This is a genomic window from Planifilum fulgidum, from assembly GCF_900113175.1.
GTDB classification, from domain to species: Bacteria; Bacillota; Bacilli; order Thermoactinomycetales; family DSM-44946; genus Planifilum; species Planifilum fulgidum.
Genome location: NZ_FOOK01000026.1, coordinates 1 through 16,430, shown reverse-complemented (window position 1 = coordinate 16,430; position 16,430 = coordinate 1). Strand labels below are relative to the sequence as shown.

Sequence of the window (16,430 nt, the reverse complement as noted above, 5' to 3'; positions counted from 1 at the left end):
AAAAGTTCCGATGGTGTCTTCAGGCCCTCCAACCGCTCATTTCTTCATCGGATCCGATTTGTAGACGCTGATCATCAGCCAGTTCATGAACCGGGTGGCCTTCAGGGACAAGATATCATTCACCAGGCGATTCAGCCGGGGCCATCCTCTCCGGTAATTTTCCGACACGCAGGCCCACACCTGCTCTCCCGTCACATTCTCGTACCCGTAAAAGCGAAACTCCTCCGCTTTGCTGTTGCACAGGTTCTCAATGCACTCCATCAATTCCGATTCACTCAGCAGCTCGACGGAAGATTTCGGTTTCCGGTTGACCGGCTTGAGCGGCTTTCTCGCCTGCTGCCGCGTCATGGGCACCCTCTCCCCCTGTCCAAAATCCTGCGGGCTTGAGACAACGGGCCGCGAGGGCTCGTGCGCCCTCCCTTCCCACGTCCAACCGTCCAAGCCCGTCTTTATTTAGTATAGCACGCCGAAAATGTTCAAACAAATAAAAGATCGCCCTTCGGGCGCAAATTCCCCCGGACCGCCCGCGCCGCGGTGCCGCCCGGGGACGCGCCGGCTAAACTCGCAGGAGATTGTCAAAAATTATACCGCCTTCTCCTTCGCCCGCTTTCCCCACGGCTTGAAAACCGAGATCACAAAAATGGAAACCAGGGACAGGATTTGGAGAACAATCCCGATGAACAACTGCTCCCGGTTTACGAGAAAAACCGGGTCCTGCAGCGCCCCCATCCCCTTCGACGAAGTCAGGGTGAAGGCCTTCAGCGTCCAGAAATACATGCCCACAGGGCCCAGCAGGATGGCAAGCGCCGTCAACGCTTCCTTGGCAATCAGCCAGTAATGCTTAAACAGCCCCCACCGGGTCAACACGGAAAGAAGAATCCCGGTGACCAAGGTGCCGATCGTCGACGCGCGAACCGAAGTCTTGGCCAGAATGTGCATGCTGGCATAACACGCCTTAAGGATCCCTTCATCCTCCGTGCCGGCCGCGACGATGCTCAAAACCAAAAAGACCATCGCCACGCCGAACATAATCGCCGAAAACAGCAGGTGAATCGTAAGCAACCAACGCCTCTGGGCAACGCTCAGCTTGACCATCTTCCGCCCCCTTCGCTTTTTTTCTCCATGATAAAGGGCGCTTCTAAAACGGCTCTAAACCGAATCTAAAAAAAGGCTAAAACCCGTCCGAAGGCACAAAAAAAGACCTTTCACGGGAGGATGTCGACCCTGCGTCGATTGAGCCGGGACAGGACTCACCGCGACTTTCTCCTCCAGCGTAAAACCTGTCCCCTCAATACTTTGTCAACAACCGGCATCCTCCATGGAAAGATCTCAAGCCCTCTTATACGTTCAGGCGGTACCCGACGCCCCAGATCGTTTCAATATATTGCGGGTTGGACGGATCCGCTTCGATTTTCTCCCGCAGTTTGCTGATATGAACCGTCACCGTGGCGCTGTCCCCCAAGGCATCCAGGCCCCAAACCTTCTCGAACAGCTCTTCCTTGCTGAACACCCGGTTGGGATGGCTGAGCAGAAAGAGCAGCAGGTCGTATTCCTTGGAAGTCAAGGCGATTTCCCTCTCATTCACAAACACCTTCCGGGACCACCGATCGATCCGGATTCCGCGCACTCGGATCTCGTTCCGCTCTTTCGCACGCGCTTCGGCGGTCAAGCGTTCGTAACGGGAAAGATGCGCCTTGACCCGTGCGACCAGCTCCCCGGCACTGAAGGGTTTCGTCACATAGTCGTCCGCGCCCAGCCCCAGCCCGCGGATCTTGTCCACATCTTCCTTTTTTGCCGAAACCATGAGGATGGGGATGTTTTTCTCCCGTCGAATCCGCCGGCAGATTTCAAAACCGTCGGTCCCCGGAAGCATGAGATCGAGAATGATCAAGTCCACCCCTTCCTCCAGCGCCTTCTCCAACCCCTCCTCCCCGTTGACCGCAATGTCCACCTTAAAACCGCTCGCTTCCAGATAATCCTTTTGCACTTCCGCGATCACCGGATCATCTTCGATGATCAAAATGCGCTTCATGGCCGCTCACCCCCCTGTCCGAGCTTCGGCAGCGCAAAATAGATGCTCGTCCCTTCTCCTTTTCGGCTTTCCGCCCATACCCGTCCGCCATGTTCCTCGATGATCTGTTTCACGATGGCAAGGCCCAGCCCGCTGCCTCCCGTTGCGGCATTTCTGGAGGGTTCCCCCCGGTAAAAGCGATCAAAGATCTGTTCCAGCGCCTCTTCTCCAATCCCCGGTCCGTTGTCCCGGATGCATACCGTCGCTTCCTCCGCGCCGGACAGTTCCACGCGGAGGTTCTTTTCCGCCTTGTCCATGTATTTGAGGCTGTTGTCGACGATATTCATGATCACCCTGCGCAGCTTCTCACGGTCCGCCTTGACATAGACCGGTTCCCGGGGAGCGGAAAGCCGTATCGCAACCCCCTTCGTCCGCGGATCGAGGCGCAGCTCCTCCACAAAGTCCCGCAAAAAAGCCGCCAAGTCAATCGTTTCCCAGTGAAAGGGAACCCGCTTCAGATCGAGCTTGGAAAACAGCAGCAACTCATCGATCAGGCGCTCCATGTCCTCCGCTTTTTTCGCGATCATGCTCAGATATTTTTCCCGCATCGGCCCGGTCTCCGCGATGCCGTCCCGGATGCCTTCGACGCACGCCTTGATCCCGGTGAGCGGCGTCCGCAAATCGTGGGAAATATGGGACAACAATTGCTTTCGGTTTTCTTCGTACTGCAACTGGAGACGGATCGACTCCTTCAGCCTTTTCCGCATCTCCTCGAAGGCCGCCCCCAGCTCCCCGATCTCATCCCTCCGATGCAATCGCACCTCTTGATCCAAATCCCCTTCCTTGATCCGTTCCGCCGCGCGTTTCAACAGGGACAACGGTTTGACAATGCTGCGGGAAACCAGGAAAGTCAGGATCCCGTTGGTGGATCCGATGACCAGCAGCAGGGAGAGCAAAAGCAGCGGGAAAAACCTTTTTCCGTTTTCAACAAACCAGCCCATGTCCGAAAAAACATACACCGCGCCCTGGGTGCCGTCACTGAAGGAAACATCGCGTTTTTCCACCGCAAACCGTTCATCGATCGGATGTTCCCACGGCCCCCGATCCGGCTCGAGGGACCGCTCCCGGAGGCGGGCACCGAGGTGCGGGATGTCCACAAGCGGGGATTGGTAGGTCACGCGACCGTTCCGAACGACGACAAGTCCCGCTTTTACCCGGTTCAACTGCTCATCGGCCCTCTTCAGGAACTTTCGGTCGGAAAACCGGTCCGGATCCGTATCGGCCACGAACCGGACTCCGGCAACCGCTTCGTTGCGCCGTTCGAACTTTTCCCGAAAAGCGGGTTTTCCCTCCCCGGTGCGGGCCGCATCGGGAAACAATGCGGAGGAAAGACCCCAGGCGATGAGGGCGAACAGGACGGCGGGCACCACGGTCATGGCGATATAGGACAAAAGGAGTCTCGTTTTGATGGACATAAGTTCCGCTCCTTCAAAGGGAGGACGTGATCCCAAGAAAGGAACAAACCACGGGCTTCGACATGGCTGCCCCGATTTCCCTCATTTTCACACCACCGCTTTGCGAAAACAACCGGATTACCAAGCGATCCGGCTGTTTACTCTTAATGTTGCCACACGAATTTCATCCGATCCGCTTCCATTTTCCTCGTTTTCTTCCCCGTCAGATCGATCCGTTCCGGCACCGTCTCGTCAATTCCGGAGAAGCGGACCCGAATCCGCAGGGCGAGATCGTGGCGCTTTCCGGAATCATCCGTTCCGGTCATGCGGATCTTGACCGTTTGCTGCTCGAGCGAATTTTCCGGAGCGACGTCCGCCGTCAAATCAATGCCTTCGATCTTGACCTCCTTTGTCAGCGCGGGAAGCTCCACCCTGCACGCGCGAACCGGCCGTAACGAATGGAAACGGGACGCTTTGGAGACGGCCATGGCGCCGATCGCATCCGCAAACGCGGGAATCTGCCGCTCGGAAAGCGTGAGCTCCACCCGTTTTCCTCCGTTCGGTCTCCGCTCAACGGTCAGATCATCCCGCAGCGAACGCATCAGGGCATTCGCGACGATACCCGCCGCCTTGGGCCGGCCGGGAGGCCCCGCCTTTCCCTTTTCTCCCTTCGGATGTTCCATCCACCGATATACATCCTCATCGCCCTCTTTGAGAATCACTTTTCCGTCCTGCCAGTATACCTGCCGGGAAAATGGCTTGGACCCGTCCCCGGATTCATCGCGGAAAGTGGCTTCCACGCTTCCGGCTTTCATCTCCTTGTTCAGTTTGACCGTGGCGCGCCCCGTCATCAACTTCGCCCCGTTGTCGGTGATGAGGACGTCCACATCGGCCGTCAGGCTCCTTGCTTCCTTCGTCTTTTCCAGCGCCGTTTTGTAAACCTCATATCCCTTTGCGCTTGCCGGCGAGGAAAAGACGGTGACAAAGAAGACCACGGCTCCGAGGACCAACGCCGCAACCGCCGCCAACCCTTTTTTTCGCATGTCAACCTCCTCCGTTCCAGTCATCGAAAGATCAGGCTTCCGCCGCCTGCGCGAAGGGTTATTCAGCCCTTCCGTCCTCATGATAAAGGCCGTGTCTAAACCCCCTCTAAAACAATTCGAAAGAAAGTATAAAAAAACCGGCGGAACGCCGAATCCGTCACGCCGGCAAGTCATCAGAGAGGGGAAGGGGGGCATAGGCTTGTATCAGGGACAAATATAACGGGAAAGAAGGAACGGCCTTTGACCAAGCAATCCTTTCTTCGGGGAACCCTCATTCTCGTCGGAGCGGGTTTTGTCACCAAAGTGCTGGGTTTTGTATACCGGATCGTTCTTTCGCGAATCATCGGGGACGAAGGAATGGGCCTGTTTCAGATGGCCTACCCCATCCTGCTGTTTGCGATCACCCTGACCACGGCGGGGCTACCCGTGGCCATTTCCAAATTGGTCTCCGAGGCGGAAGCGACGGGAGACGAGCGGAGGATCCGCAACCTCCTGATCGTCTCCACCGTCATCGTCACCGTCACAGGGCTTTTGTTCACCGCGCTGACGATTCTGCTGGCGCCGGTGATCGCCAATACCCTGCTGACGGACGAGCGGGCGGTGTATCCCCTTTTGGGGATTGCGCCGATCATTCCGATCGTCGCCGTCGCCTCCATCTTTCGAGGATATTTTCAGGGAAGGCAGCGCATGGGCCCCTACGCCTTTTCCCAGATCGTCGAACAGATCATCCGCATCTTCACGGTGTTGATCCTGGCCCAAGTTCTGCTTCCTTACGGGGTCGAATACGCCTCCGCCGGCGCGATGGCCGGCATCATCTGCGGCGAATTCGCCGGGCTGATGATGCTGATCCGCTCCTACCGAAAGGACCCCAAAAGGCCGGTTCTCAAGCTTCGCGGCCGAATTGCGCGGGAAAGGGCGGCCCTCCTCCGCCGGTTCGAATCCACCCTCCACCCGCTTCTGCGCATCTCCGTTCCGGTGACGGCCAGCCGCCTGTTCGGCTCCCTGGCCTATGCGGTGGAGCCCATCGTCGTATCCCAAAGCCTGGCCCTGGCCGGAATCGGCACGGCCACGGCGACGGCCCTGTACGGTCAGTTGGAGGGAATGGCCTTTCCGCTGATCGCCTTCCCTTCGTTCATCACCTACGCCCTGTCGGTCTCCCTCGTGCCCGCCGTCTCGGAGGCCGCCGCCCGCAGGCAGAATCTCCTGGTGGAACACCGCTTGAACCAGGCCATCCGCCTCTGTCTCATCGTCGGCGCGCCCTGTGCCGCTATGATGTATGTTCTGGCGGAGCCGCTCTCCCTCCTGCTGTACAACGAGGCCGGCGTCGCCCGAATGATGAAAATTTTGGCTCCCTTTGCCATCTTCCTCTACCTGCAGGGTCCGCTGGCCGCCGTGTTGCAGGGATTGGACCGGGCGAAGGAATCGATGCGCAATTCGATTTTCGGCACCCTCATCAAAACGGGGCTGATCTTCGCCCTGGCCTCGCACCCCCGGTTCGGGATCGACGGCGTGGCGCTTGCCATCAACTGCGGCGTCATCATTGTGACGGTCCTTCACTTCCTGACGATCCTGCGCATTGTTCCCTTCACCATCCACCTTCGGGAATGGGCAAAGCTGGGTGTGGCCGTCGCCTGGATGGGGGCTGTTGTCCACTGGATCTATGCCTTCCACGATGCGCCGATGCTGCCGCGGGCGCTCACGGCCCTGACAGCCGGCGGTCTGGCGTATCTTACAGCCCTGCTTTTGCTCTCCCTGGTCAAAAAAGAGGATGTCCTTCGCCTGCCCGTCGTCGGCGAATGGCTGGCGAGGCTGCTGCCCCGTTAATCGGACCCGGACGCACCCTTTCCCCCATCGTCCCGGCCGTCGAGATGGAGACGGCCGCGACTGTCGATGGTGGCGAGGAAAATCTCTTCGACACCGCGATGCCCCCTGCGCCGCACCTCTTGCTCCAGCCAAAGGCGGTCCCGTCCAATCTGCTTCAGCCCCTCCTCCACCACCCGGCCTTCAACGATCAGAAAGACGGGCATTGGGGAGGGCTTGGCACTTTGGAGCGGGAAAAGATCTTCCTTGGATACCGGCTTCTTTCCCTCCTTGGGAAAGACGCTCAGCTTTCCCGATGTTTCCAGAATGGCAAATTCCACGTCGGCGACATTGTCGATGCCCTTTTCCCGGAGCTGCGCCATCAGATCATCCAGATTGTATCGATTTCTGGCCATCTCCCTCACCTGGATCCGGCCGTTTTTGATCAGCACCGCGGGCTTGCCGTCGACGAGATGCCGAATGGTCCTGTTCTTCAAAGACAAATAGGACAGTCCGATTTGGGTCACCATCAGCGTGGCGATGGGCAAAATCCCGTGAACCAGCGGCCGGTCCCCGTTTTCGATGGAAATCACCGCCAGGTCGGCGATCATGATGGAAACCACCAGATCAAAGACGGATAATTTCCCGATCTCCCTCTTCCCCATCAGGCGCATCACTATCAAGACAAAAAAATAGATGAACAGGGTGCGAAAAAACGCCTCGGTCCATTCCATCCGACTTCGTCCCCTTTCTCCCCGTCTACCATCGTAGTTTGACCAGCCCGCTCCGTTTTTACCCTCCGCATAAACGAGCCCCTCCGATCATAGGATGTACAAACCGTATTCGGGAGGGGGTTTCGGTGAAACACCCATCAGCGGAATCGACGCCGAGGAGAACCGGTTCCCCGCTGCTCTTCGGTCTGGCGGTCGTTTGGGGGGTGGTGCTGGCCGGTTCGCTGCTCGCGGCCTTCCTTTTGCGATACGCTTCGGTGGATGAAGGATATCTTCCCTATTTCACCTATGGGATCAACGGAGCGGCGCTGTTGGGGGGCGGGTGGATCAGCGGCCGGCGCGCCGGGGAAAGGGGCTGGCTGTACGGCGGATCCGTCGGATGCCTATATGCGTTGATTGTCATCCTCATCGGGTTTTTGGCCTATGACGCCTCGATGCAGATCCATCCCTTCCTCTTTGCCGCCGGGGCCTTCTCCCTCGGAGCGCTTGGGGGCATTTTCGGTGTCAACACCCGCGGCGCATAGCGTCGGAACAAGCCATTGAAGGAGAAAACCGAAAAATTCCCCTCCGCCCTCCGGATTCTCCCCTTTCCCCCGACAATCGGCCCTGAAACAAAGAAATGCGAGTTTACCTTTATCCCCCGGATGGAATAAAATTAGAAGAGTCGCCGTTTGGTCCCTCCGGGGCATTTCTTTTTCGGGGAAACCGGATGTGGGAGGGTTTTTTGTGTTTCAATCCGTCGTCTCCATTCTGATCACAGGTCTCGTCACCCTCTTTCTCGTTTTGATCGTCACCTTGAAAAAAAATCCCCTCGCCGTCATCCTTCACTTCGGCAGGGATCTGATCAAGAGCAAGATTCTTCTCGCCCACGTTTTGGGCGCCCTTTTCATTCTCCTGTTCAACAAGTTTGAACTGATCGTGGAATCCCATCTGAACACCCCGGATTTCACCCAATACATATACCTGTTTGAAGGAAACATCACTCCCCTGGTGCAAAAATGGCTGGAGCATGACGCGCTCACCCGGGTGACGACCTTCTTTTATGTGATCGTTTTCACGGTGATGATGTTCGCCTCCCTGTTCGTCTATCACCACGAGCAGGACCGGCGGTCCCTCTATGCGCTCTTGTACGGTCTCGGGCTCAATTACGTGATCGCCATCCCGTTTTTCCTGTTCGTACCGGTCAATGAGGCCTGGTACACACATCCCGAGGTTTCGCCCTTGTATCTGAAGGCATACCCGCTTTTTGAGGAGCAATACCGCTTTTTTTCCGGATTGGACAACTCCTTTCCCAGCCTCCACACATCGATTTCCCTGACCCTGGCGACGATCGCCCTTAGATCCCGCAACGTCCGCTTGGCGTGGATCGCCGCCGTTTCCGCGGCCGTCATCCTGTTTTCCGTCATCTACCTGGGCATCCACTGGTACGCCGATGTGATCGCCGGCATCGTGCTGGCCTCGACCACCACGAGCCTGGCCTATCGGCTGAGCGAATATCCCCTGGGAACGCGTCAACTGGTTCTTTCCTCGGCGAACAAGACCCGCGCCGAACATTCCTCCTTTTAAGCAAAAAAGGACCCGCAACGCGCGGGTCCCGGGATATCCTTATGTATCCCGGCTTACTTTTTTTTCTCTTCGTTTTCTTCCTCCGGACGGATCACCGTGTTGACCGCCGTCCGCTCAAAAACCAGCCGGGTGTTGTCGTTCACCTTCAGAGTCACGCGATCTTCGGTCAGGTCGGTGATCGTCCCGTGCAATCCGCCGATCGTGATCACCTTGTCCCCCTTCTTCAGGGATTGCAGCATGGCATTCCTTTCCTTCTGCCTTTTCTGCTGAGGACGGATGATAAGAAACCAGAAGACGACAAGCACCAAAATAAATGGAAGCAGTTGGGCCCAAAACGCGCTGTTCAACGCGACTTCCCCCTTTTTATGAATTTTTCAAAGCCGGAAAGGCGAAAATCTCGTCATCAGAAAGCCTTGATCGGGTCCTCGCCGTAATACCGGGCGAAAAACTGGTCCCGAAAGTCGAGCAATCGGTCCTTCCGGATCGCTTCCCGGATCCGCTCCATCAGGCGGGTCAAAAAATAGAGGTTGTGATACGTGGTCAGTCGGAGGCCGAAAATCTCGTCGGCTTTGATGAGATGGCGGATATAGGCCCGCGTGTAATGCCGGCACGTGTAGCAATCGCACTCCGGATCCAGGGGCGAAAAATCCCGGGCATACCGGGCGTTTCTCACCACCAATCGCCCCTGGCTGGTCATGGTGGTGCCGTTTCGGGCGATCCGGGTGGGGAGCACGCAGTCAAACATGTCGATTCCGCGGATGACTCCCTCGATCAGGGCATCGGGAGATCCCACCCCCATCAGATAGCGGGGCTTATCCGCCGGAAGCAGCGGAGTGGTATGGGAGAGGATCTCGTACATCAACTCCTTGGGTTCCCCCACGCTCAACCCGCCCACGGCATACCCCGGAAAATCCATCGCCACCAGCTGCTTGGCGCTCTGTTCCCGCAGGTCCTTGTACATCCCGCCCTGAACGATCCCAAAGAGGGCCTGGTCCTGCGGGCGGCGGTGCGCTTTCAGGCAGCGCTCGGCCCAGCGGGTGGTCCTCTCCAGGGAAGCCCGGACGTATTCCCGTTCCGCCGGATAGGGCGGACATTCGTCAAAAGCCATGATGATGTCGGCACCCAAGGCGTTTTGAACCTCTATCGACTTCTCGGGGCTGAGAAACAACGGTTCGCCGCTGATGTGCGACCGAAAGGAAACCCCTTCTTCCGTGATCTTCCGGAGCGGGCTGAGGCTGAACACCTGGAACCCCCCGCTATCGGTCAATATTCCGCGGTTCCAGTTCATGAAGCGGTGCAGCCCCCCCGCCTCCCGGACGATTTCGTGCCCCGGGCGGAGGTACAGATGGTACGTGTTGGCCAGAATGATCCCGCTTCCGATCTCCTCCAGCTCCTCGGGGCTCATCGTCTTCACGGTGGCCTGGGTGCCCACCGGCATGAACATCGGGGTCTCAAAGGTTCCGTGAGGAGTGTGGAGCCGCCCCAGGCGGGCTCCCGATTGCTTGCACACCTTGATCAATTCATACCGAACAGCCAAGAACCGCGCCTCCCGCTTGTACCATTATACCTTACAACCCGATCGGGTTAAACCTGTCGCGACGACATTTTGGACGCCGACGCGTCAAAGAATCAGCATGGCGTCCCCGAAGCTGAAAAAACGATACCGCAACTTCACCGCCTCTTCATAGGCGGCCAGGATCCGCCGCCGAGAGGCAAATGCGCTCACCAGCATGAGCAGTGTGGAACGGGGAAGGTGAAAGTTGGTGATCAAAGCATCCACGACCCGAAACCGGTATCCCGGATAAATGAAGATATCGGTCCAGCCTTTGGCCGGAACGATCCTTCCGTGCAATCCGGCCACGGTTTCCAGGGTGCGAACCGAAGTGGTGCCGACCGCCACCACGCGGCCGCCCCGCTTTCGGGCCGCGCGGATTTTCTCGGCGGCCTTCTCGCCCACTTCATAGTATTCCGCATGCATCCGGTGATCCTCCACCCGTTCGGCGGTGACGGGGCGAAAAGTCCCCAGTCCCACGTGCAGGGTGATCGAGGCGATGTCCACGCCTTTGCCCCGGATTTCCTCCAGCAGTTCCGTTGTGAAATGCAAGCCGGCCGTCGGGGCCGCCGCCGAACCCACCGCCCGCGCGTACACCGTCTGATAGCGCTCGGGGTCATCGAGGCGCTTCCGGATATAGGGCGGCAGGGGCATTTCCCCGAGCCGATCCAACAGCGCCTCCAGATCCTTCCCCTCGTAGCGGAGACGGACGATCCGCCCCCCCGCCACGCCGGATTCCCCTTCCACCACCGCCTGAAGCTCCCCGTTTCCGAACAGGAGCGTGCTCCCCGGTTTCAGCCGCCGGGCCGGCTTGGCCAATACCTCCCACCGATCCTCTCCCAGCGGTTTCAACAGCAGAATCTCGACGCGGCCGCCGGTCTCCTTTTTCATCCCGATCAACCGGGCCGGACGGACGCGGGTGTCGTTGATGACCAGCACGTCCCCCGGCCGCAGATACTCGGTCAGATCGGAAAAGCGCCGGTGTTCCAGCTCCCCGGTCTCCCTGTGCAGCACCATGAGCCGGGAGTCGGTGCGGCGGGGCGGCGGCGATTGGGCGATCAACTCCTCAGGCAGATGAAAATCGAACTCGGACACATCCATGCATGCAACCTCTCCCGTCATCGAGGGCAAAAAAAGACTGCCCCCGGTAACAAATATCGGTCCAGGCGCCGCCCGCCAGGCAGTCATCCGCAAACCTGAAAGGGATATCACCAGTTTACCGGAAAAAACGGAGGAGATAAAGCGCCAAAGAGAGCACGACGCTCAAGAGAAGGCTCGTGACGATGGGAAAATAGAAACGGAAGTTTTCCTTTTCGATCACGATATCCCCCGGCAGGCGGCCGAGATGAAGAAAGCGTCCGCCCACCTGCCACAGCAAGCCGATCACCACGAGGACCACGCCGGTGACGATCAGGAATTTCGGAAACTGGTTCATCTTGGCATCTCCATCCCGAAGTGTTGATAACAACGGGGGGTGACCACGCGCCCGCGGGGGGTCCTTTCCAGAAAGCCGATCTGCATCAGGTAAGGTTCGTACACATCCTCCACCGTCTGGGCTTCCTCTCCGATCGTGGCGGCAATCGTCTCCAGTCCGACCGGTCCGCCGCGGAACTTTTCCATGATGGACATCAACAGCTTGTGGTCCACCTGGTCCAATCCCATTTTATCCACTTGGATCCGGTCCAATGCGTCCCGGGCCGCTTCCAGCGTGATCACATCGTCCCCCTTCACCTGGACGAAATCGCGGACCCGTTTGAGCAACCGGTTGGCCACGCGGGGGGTGCCCCGGGACCGGACGGCGATTTCCCGGGCGCCTTCCGTCCGGATGGGCATCCCGAGCAGCTCGGCGGTCCGGAGGACGATCTGCGTCAATTCCTCCACCGTGTAATATTCCAGGCGGCACACCACGCCGAACCGGTCCCTGAGGGGGGATGAAAGGGCCCCCGCCCGGGTCGTCGCCCCCACCAGGGTGAAGGGGGGAAGATCCAGCCGGATCGATCGGGCGCTGGGACCCTTGCCGATGACGATATCCAGGGCGAAATCCTCCATCGCCGAATAGAGAACCTCTTCCACCGACCGGTGCAGGCGGTGGATCTCGTCGATGAACAGAAGATCCCCCGGCTGCAGGTTGGTCAGAATGGCCGCCAAATCCCCGGGGCGTTCAATGGCCGGGCCGGAGGTGGTCCGGATCTGAACCCCCAATTCGTTGGCGATAATGGTGGACAGCGTCGTCTTCCCCAGCCCCGGAGGGCCGTGCAGCAGAACGTGATCCAGGGCCTCCCTCCGCATCTTGGCCGCCTCTATGTATACCTTCAGGTTTTCCTTCACCCGGGATTGACCGATGTATTCATGCAGGTATCGGGGGCGCAGGCTGACCTCCATCGCGTCTTCCGCCGATTGACGGGCGGAGATGATCCGTTCCTCCACGCTACATCCCCCCTCCCAGCCGTTTGGCGGATACCTGGAGCGCCTGACGGATCCACTCATCGAGAGCCGGTTCGGCATCTCCCAGCCGCTTCCGGGCTTCCCGAACGGCCTCGCTGGCTTCCTTCTCATTATATCCCAGGGCCATCAGGGCTTCAATCGCCTCGCCGGCGGCCCCGGAAGCCGTCCATTCCGGCCCGGCGGAAGAGACATCCTCCCCGGCGGCAGGGGCGTCAAAATCCCTCAGCTTGTCCTTCAAGTCGAGGACGATGCGCTGAGCCGTCTTCTTCCCGATGCCCGGGAAGCGCGTGAGAAAATGGAAGTCTTCCCTCCGGATGGCGCCCACCACCTCACCCACCGTCCCCTGGGCAAGGATGGCCAGTCCCGCCTTGGGCCCGATCCCCGACACCTCCAACAGCAGGGAAAACAGATCCCGCTCAATTCGGTCGGGAAAACCGTACAGGGTCCAGCCGTCCTCCCGGATGACCGGATGCGTGTACAGGCGGACGCGTTTCCCCTCATCCCACAGATAGGGACGGGGACACACCACCCGGTAACCGATTCCGCCTTCCCGGATCACCAGATAATGGGGTCCGGCCCAAACCACCTCGCCTTCCACAAATTCGATCACGCCCATCCTCCCCTTTCCAACCTCTTCAACCCGGTCGAATGGGCCTGGCAGATGGCGATGGCCAAGGCATCCGCCGCATCGTCCGGCTTCGGGACCTCGGACAGGGACAGAAGCAGCCGGACCATTTCCTGCACCTGCCGCTTCTCCGCCTGGCCGTAGCCCACGACGGCCATTTTCACCTGCAGCGGCGTATATTCGGTCACCGGCACCCCCGCTTCTTCCGACGCCAGCAACAGGACGCCCCGCGCCTGCCCCACGGTAAAGGCGGTGGTCACATTTCGATTGAAGAAAAGTTTCTCCACCGCCACCACGTCCGGACTGTATTCCCGAAAAAGAGACCGCGCCTCATCGTAAATCCGCTTCAAACGGGCCGGGACGGACAGATTCGCCTCCGTCCGGATGCAGCCGTAATCGAGGGGAATCAAGCGGTTTCCCCGCTGTTCCAGCACGCCGTAACCCACAATGGCGATGCCGGGATCGATCCCGATGATTTTCACACTGTTTCCTCCTCGGGTGCGAACGCACATTCCCTCTACGATTATAGCATATTTTTTCGTTCCGGAAGATACTCCCGATAATCTAAGTTCATTCTAAACTACTAAAGTGCGGATTTTAAAGGGTTTTTCGCTACTCACATTAACCCTAGTTCACCCTAGTTAACATAAGTGTGTGGTCAAAAATGTGGTCAATGTGGTCAAACCCCGTCTCTATGTAGGCGGGGTTAGTAATTTTACTTAATTAGTTTCCCCTGAAAAAGTCCGCAAATCGGGGACCTTTTGATAGCAAAAGAGGGGAGGAGAACGGAATGTCCGATCCGTTCTCTCCCTGTTTCCATTATGACGCCCGCATCATTGCCGCTTTTCTCGAATTATGGGCCATGATTCCCATTCCGGCCCACGCTTTGGAGCCCTCATACCCCCGAAACCGACTGCGGGAAAGTCCGTACTTCCGTTTCAGAAGGCTGATCTTCGCTTCTCCTCCTGCACGGAAACGCTTCAGGTTTTGAAACCAGGGTTGCCGTTCGTATTCGGTTCGCTGCTTACTCTTTTTTCCCCGTCGAGGAACGCTGACATACGAACCCCTATCTCCGTCAGCTGCTCTTTGTTTTTCTGACTGAAAAACCCTCGATCCGTAGCGACCGCATGGGGAAGAGAGCCGAAAAGGTCTCGGTGATTTTCCACAGCAGAAAGAAGCACCGCCTCATCAGAAGGGTTGCCTTGGTACACCTCGTATCCGATGATAAACCCGCTTTCCATTTCGTCAATCCACTTTGTAGCTGAATTCCGTGGTTTTGGAGAGTTTCCCCTTCTTGATCGGCCGAGCGTCCGGGTTATGGAAACTTACCCATACGGTCCGGAATGATCCGGTTCCTTGACACCACCTGTTTGGCCCTGGTCCAGCAGTCGACCGGTCCGTTCGATGGCTTCCTTCAGGTGTTGTCGTTGGGCTTGGGCCTTGTCCTTGGCTTTCTCCAGCACCTTCCGTACCTGGGAACAAACCGCTTCCGTCACTTCGATCACTTTTTGGGTGATCCGGTTCACTTCTTCCCAGGACTCGCGTCAGCGGCGGCGAAGCACCTTGGTCATGGAAAAGAGGTGCTCCTTAACTTCCCGGGTTCGGTCTTGAAATCCTTCCACGGCATGAGACACTGTTTTTTGATCTTTCGGACCGTTCGGGTGATCTCTTTTACCCCGTCCTGTAAGAGGCCGGCATCGGTCGGGTGATGGATGTCCGCTTCCATCACCGTATTGTCCGTCCGAAGTTTGCGGTGCTTGAGGATTTTTTCTTCCCTCAACTTTTGAACGAGAGCAATGGAGGCTGTCGGAGACTTCCCGAACATTCTTTTTCCTTTTGACTGCGTTTTTCAGGGGGAAACTATTTAACCGTATGCGGGTACAGGGAATCCCGTTGGACCTCCGAAAAAAACGGGGCCTTCCAGAGTTTCCCGCTTTGAAACGAAGCCGGGGACTGTGATTCCTCTGACAGTTCCGGAGGTGCGACGGCTCTTGGTTCCTTCATGTTCCTTCACACATAAAATAGGAAGAAAGGCTTTCCGTTGTGAATGGTATGTAGAAAGGTCGTCTCTTTTTTACGGCTTTAAAAACTCCTTTCAGTTAAATTGGAGAAGAGCCACTCTCAAAACACCTCGGTTAGAATCCCTTCCAATCGTGGCGATTTGAATAGCTCAATACCATATCATATATTCGAAGACTTTAAAAATAACGGAGGAGATCCTGAGGGAAATACTGGTGAAGGGCGTAACTGTGGACGAGCTGAAATTCCTGGTGCATCTTTTGGCCCCCAGCATTTTAGGGTTGTCTCCCCACCTAGGTCATTCCCATTGCCCTTTGCCCACTCTACAATTTTTACGCCAAGGATCTCAACCCTTTTTGTCTGTGATCCCTTTTTCCTCGTCCTTGCTGATCGCATCGTTAAATTTGTGAAACGTAATCAAGCTCGCTTTCGTAATGGCGATTCCAATTTCCTGTACAACGCTACTCGGTCGTCATCCTTGAGATCCGACTTATGATTTTAATCCAATATTACAATCAAAAAAGGCAGAGAAGGGATCGGAGAGGCCAAGGGGGAAAAGTTTCGGGGAAACGGTCCAGAAACGAACGTTTTTTAACCAAAGAATAAGGAATAAGCCCGCCGAAAGAATAAGCCCGCCAGCCCGCCGAAGCGGTCCGGCGGGGTCAATAGCGGGACAGGAATCAGTTGCAAAGCTATTTGTCCAGTCGTTTACAAGCTATTTCAAAAACATGATCTACCAATGTAAAATGGAAGCATGAGTACGAGACATGAGCTGACAGACGAACAATGGGCTGTGATTGAGCCGCTGCTTCCCAAACCCAAACCGGGACCCGGACGACCGCCCGCCGATCCGAGAAAAACCCTGAACGGAATTCTGTACGTGTTAAAAACGGGTTGTACTTGGGCGGACATGCCTCGACAATATGGTTCTCCCACCACCTGTTGGCGGCGATTGAAGCAATGGTCGGAAAACGGGACGTGGGAGCGGATTTGGCGTGCTCTGTTAAGTCGAATGGATGCGGAAGAAAAAATCGAATGGGCTCAAGCTTTTCTTGACGGTCGATTTGTTCCCGCCAAAAAAGGGGAGACGGGATTGGAAAAACCAAGGTGGGCAAGGGAACCAAGGTCATGATGGTATCGGATGGAAACGGGGTGCCGATCGGTCTGTATCTGGACAGCGCCCA

Annotated in this window: 17 protein-coding genes and 1 pseudogene; 3 read left to right on the top strand and 15 right to left on the bottom strand. The window is 57.3% G+C overall.

Features of this window, described 5'->3' with window-relative positions:
- Positions 1-36 precede the first annotated feature (36 nt).
- The 5 genes from BM063_RS13135 to BM063_RS13115 form a co-directional block, all read right to left on the bottom strand.
- Positions 37-348 carry a post-transcriptional regulator gene (locus tag BM063_RS13135; RefSeq protein WP_177199162.1) on the bottom strand — a complete coding sequence of 104 codons (312 nt, stop codon included), beginning with the start codon at positions 346-348 and terminating at the stop codon, positions 37-39.
- A gap of 234 nt (positions 349-582) precedes the next feature.
- Positions 583-1,095: a DUF2269 family protein gene (locus tag BM063_RS13130; RefSeq protein WP_092039806.1), complete on the bottom strand. Its 513-nt coding sequence runs from the start codon at positions 1,093-1,095 to the stop codon at positions 583-585.
- A 244-nt stretch (positions 1,096-1,339) separates the two neighbouring features.
- Complete coding sequence (locus BM063_RS13125) at positions 1,340-2,032, bottom strand: response regulator transcription factor (RefSeq protein ID WP_092039803.1); 693 nt, start codon at positions 2,030-2,032, stop codon at positions 1,340-1,342.
- Positions 2,029-3,486, bottom strand: a complete 1,458-nt coding sequence (locus BM063_RS13120) for a sensor histidine kinase (RefSeq protein ID WP_092039800.1) — start codon at positions 3,484-3,486, stop codon at positions 2,029-2,031. Before BM063_RS13120 ends, BM063_RS13125 begins: the two co-directional genes overlap by 4 nt.
- A gap of 143 nt (positions 3,487-3,629) precedes the next feature.
- The gene (locus BM063_RS13115) at positions 3,630-4,508 is read right to left on the bottom strand and encodes a hypothetical protein (protein WP_092039797.1); all 879 of its coding nucleotides are present in this window, start codon (positions 4,506-4,508) and stop codon (positions 3,630-3,632) included.
- A gap of 240 nt (positions 4,509-4,748) precedes the next feature.
- Between BM063_RS13115 and spoVB the strand changes: the two genes are divergently transcribed.
- Complete coding sequence (gene spoVB / locus BM063_RS13110; RefSeq protein ID WP_092039794.1) at positions 4,749-6,332, top strand: stage V sporulation protein B; 1,584 nt, start codon at positions 4,749-4,751, stop codon at positions 6,330-6,332.
- Here spoVB and BM063_RS13105 read toward each other — a convergent pair.
- On the bottom strand, positions 6,329-7,042 hold the full coding sequence (locus BM063_RS13105; protein ID WP_092039791.1) for a DUF421 domain-containing protein: 714 nt from the start codon (positions 7,040-7,042) through the stop codon (positions 6,329-6,331). The genes spoVB and BM063_RS13105 overlap by 4 nt on opposite strands.
- A gap of 125 nt (positions 7,043-7,167) precedes the next feature.
- Here BM063_RS13105 and BM063_RS13100 point away from each other — a divergent pair, with 125 nt between their 5' ends.
- Entirely contained in the window at positions 7,168-7,563 is a 396-nt protein-coding gene (locus tag BM063_RS13100; protein WP_342713752.1) for a TIGR04086 family membrane protein, read from the top strand.
- A gap of 202 nt (positions 7,564-7,765) precedes the next feature.
- The gene (locus BM063_RS13095; RefSeq protein ID WP_177199157.1) at positions 7,766-8,605 is read left to right on the top strand and encodes a phosphatase PAP2 family protein; all 840 of its coding nucleotides are present in this window, start codon (positions 7,766-7,768) and stop codon (positions 8,603-8,605) included.
- Positions 8,606-8,658: 53 nt separating this feature from the next.
- On the opposite strand, the gene yajC is transcribed toward BM063_RS13095, so the two are convergent.
- The 9 genes and pseudogenes from yajC to BM063_RS18015 form a co-directional block, all read right to left on the bottom strand.
- Positions 8,659-8,952 (bottom strand): preprotein translocase subunit YajC, encoded by a 294-nt coding sequence (gene yajC / locus BM063_RS13090; protein ID WP_092039786.1) that lies wholly within the window; start codon positions 8,950-8,952, stop codon positions 8,659-8,661.
- Positions 8,953-9,008: 56 nt separating this feature from the next.
- Entirely contained in the window at positions 9,009-10,142 is a 1,134-nt protein-coding gene (gene tgt, locus BM063_RS13085; RefSeq protein ID WP_092039783.1) for a tRNA guanosine(34) transglycosylase Tgt, read from the bottom strand.
- 84 nt (positions 10,143-10,226) lie between these two features.
- A complete protein-coding gene (gene queA / locus BM063_RS13080; RefSeq protein ID WP_092039780.1) occupies positions 10,227-11,258 on the bottom strand; it encodes a tRNA preQ1(34) S-adenosylmethionine ribosyltransferase-isomerase QueA in 1,032 nt (343 codons plus the stop codon).
- Between the two features lie 115 nt (positions 11,259-11,373).
- Positions 11,374-11,592, bottom strand: a complete 219-nt coding sequence (locus BM063_RS13075; RefSeq protein WP_092039777.1) for a DUF2905 domain-containing protein — start codon at positions 11,590-11,592, stop codon at positions 11,374-11,376.
- A complete protein-coding gene (gene ruvB, locus BM063_RS13070) occupies positions 11,589-12,584 on the bottom strand; it encodes a Holliday junction branch migration DNA helicase RuvB (RefSeq protein WP_092039774.1) in 996 nt (331 codons plus the stop codon). Before ruvB ends, BM063_RS13075 begins: the two co-directional genes overlap by 4 nt.
- Before the next feature lies 1 nt (position 12,585).
- Entirely contained in the window at positions 12,586-13,212 is a 627-nt protein-coding gene (ruvA, locus tag BM063_RS13065) for a Holliday junction branch migration protein RuvA (RefSeq protein WP_092039875.1), read from the bottom strand.
- Complete coding sequence (gene ruvC / locus BM063_RS13060) at positions 13,209-13,709, bottom strand: crossover junction endodeoxyribonuclease RuvC (RefSeq protein WP_092039771.1); 501 nt, start codon at positions 13,707-13,709, stop codon at positions 13,209-13,211. Before ruvC ends, ruvA begins: the two co-directional genes overlap by 4 nt.
- A 337-nt stretch (positions 13,710-14,046) precedes the next feature.
- Positions 14,047-15,022: pseudogene (locus BM063_RS18020) on the bottom strand (ISNCY family transposase); the annotation flags it as partial.
- 916 nt (positions 15,023-15,938) lie between these two features.
- On the bottom strand, positions 15,939-16,430 hold a 492-nt coding region (locus BM063_RS18015), incomplete at its 5' end, for a hypothetical protein (RefSeq protein WP_245752270.1).

Coding starts and splice junctions, on each gene's coding strand:
- BM063_RS13135 (WP_177199162.1), bottom strand. CDS start 348: ATGACGCGGCAGCAGGCGAGAAAGCCGCTCAAGCCGGTCAACCGGAAA.
- BM063_RS13130 (WP_092039806.1), bottom strand. CDS start 1,095: ATGGTCAAGCTGAGCGTTGCCCAGAGGCGTTGGTTGCTTACGATTCAC.
- BM063_RS13125 (WP_092039803.1), bottom strand. CDS start 2,032: ATGAAGCGCATTTTGATCATCGAAGATGATCCGGTGATCGCGGAAGTG.
- BM063_RS13120 (WP_092039800.1), bottom strand. CDS start 3,486: ATGTCCATCAAAACGAGACTCCTTTTGTCCTATATCGCCATGACCGTG.
- BM063_RS13115 (WP_092039797.1), bottom strand. CDS start 4,508: ATGCGAAAAAAAGGGTTGGCGGCGGTTGCGGCGTTGGTCCTCGGAGCC.
- BM063_RS13105 (WP_092039791.1), bottom strand. CDS start 7,042: ATGGAATGGACCGAGGCGTTTTTTCGCACCCTGTTCATCTATTTTTTT.
- queA (WP_092039780.1), bottom strand. CDS start 11,258: ATGGATGTGTCCGAGTTCGATTTTCATCTGCCTGAGGAGTTGATCGCC.
- BM063_RS13075 (WP_092039777.1), bottom strand. CDS start 11,592: ATGAACCAGTTTCCGAAATTCCTGATCGTCACCGGCGTGGTCCTCGTG.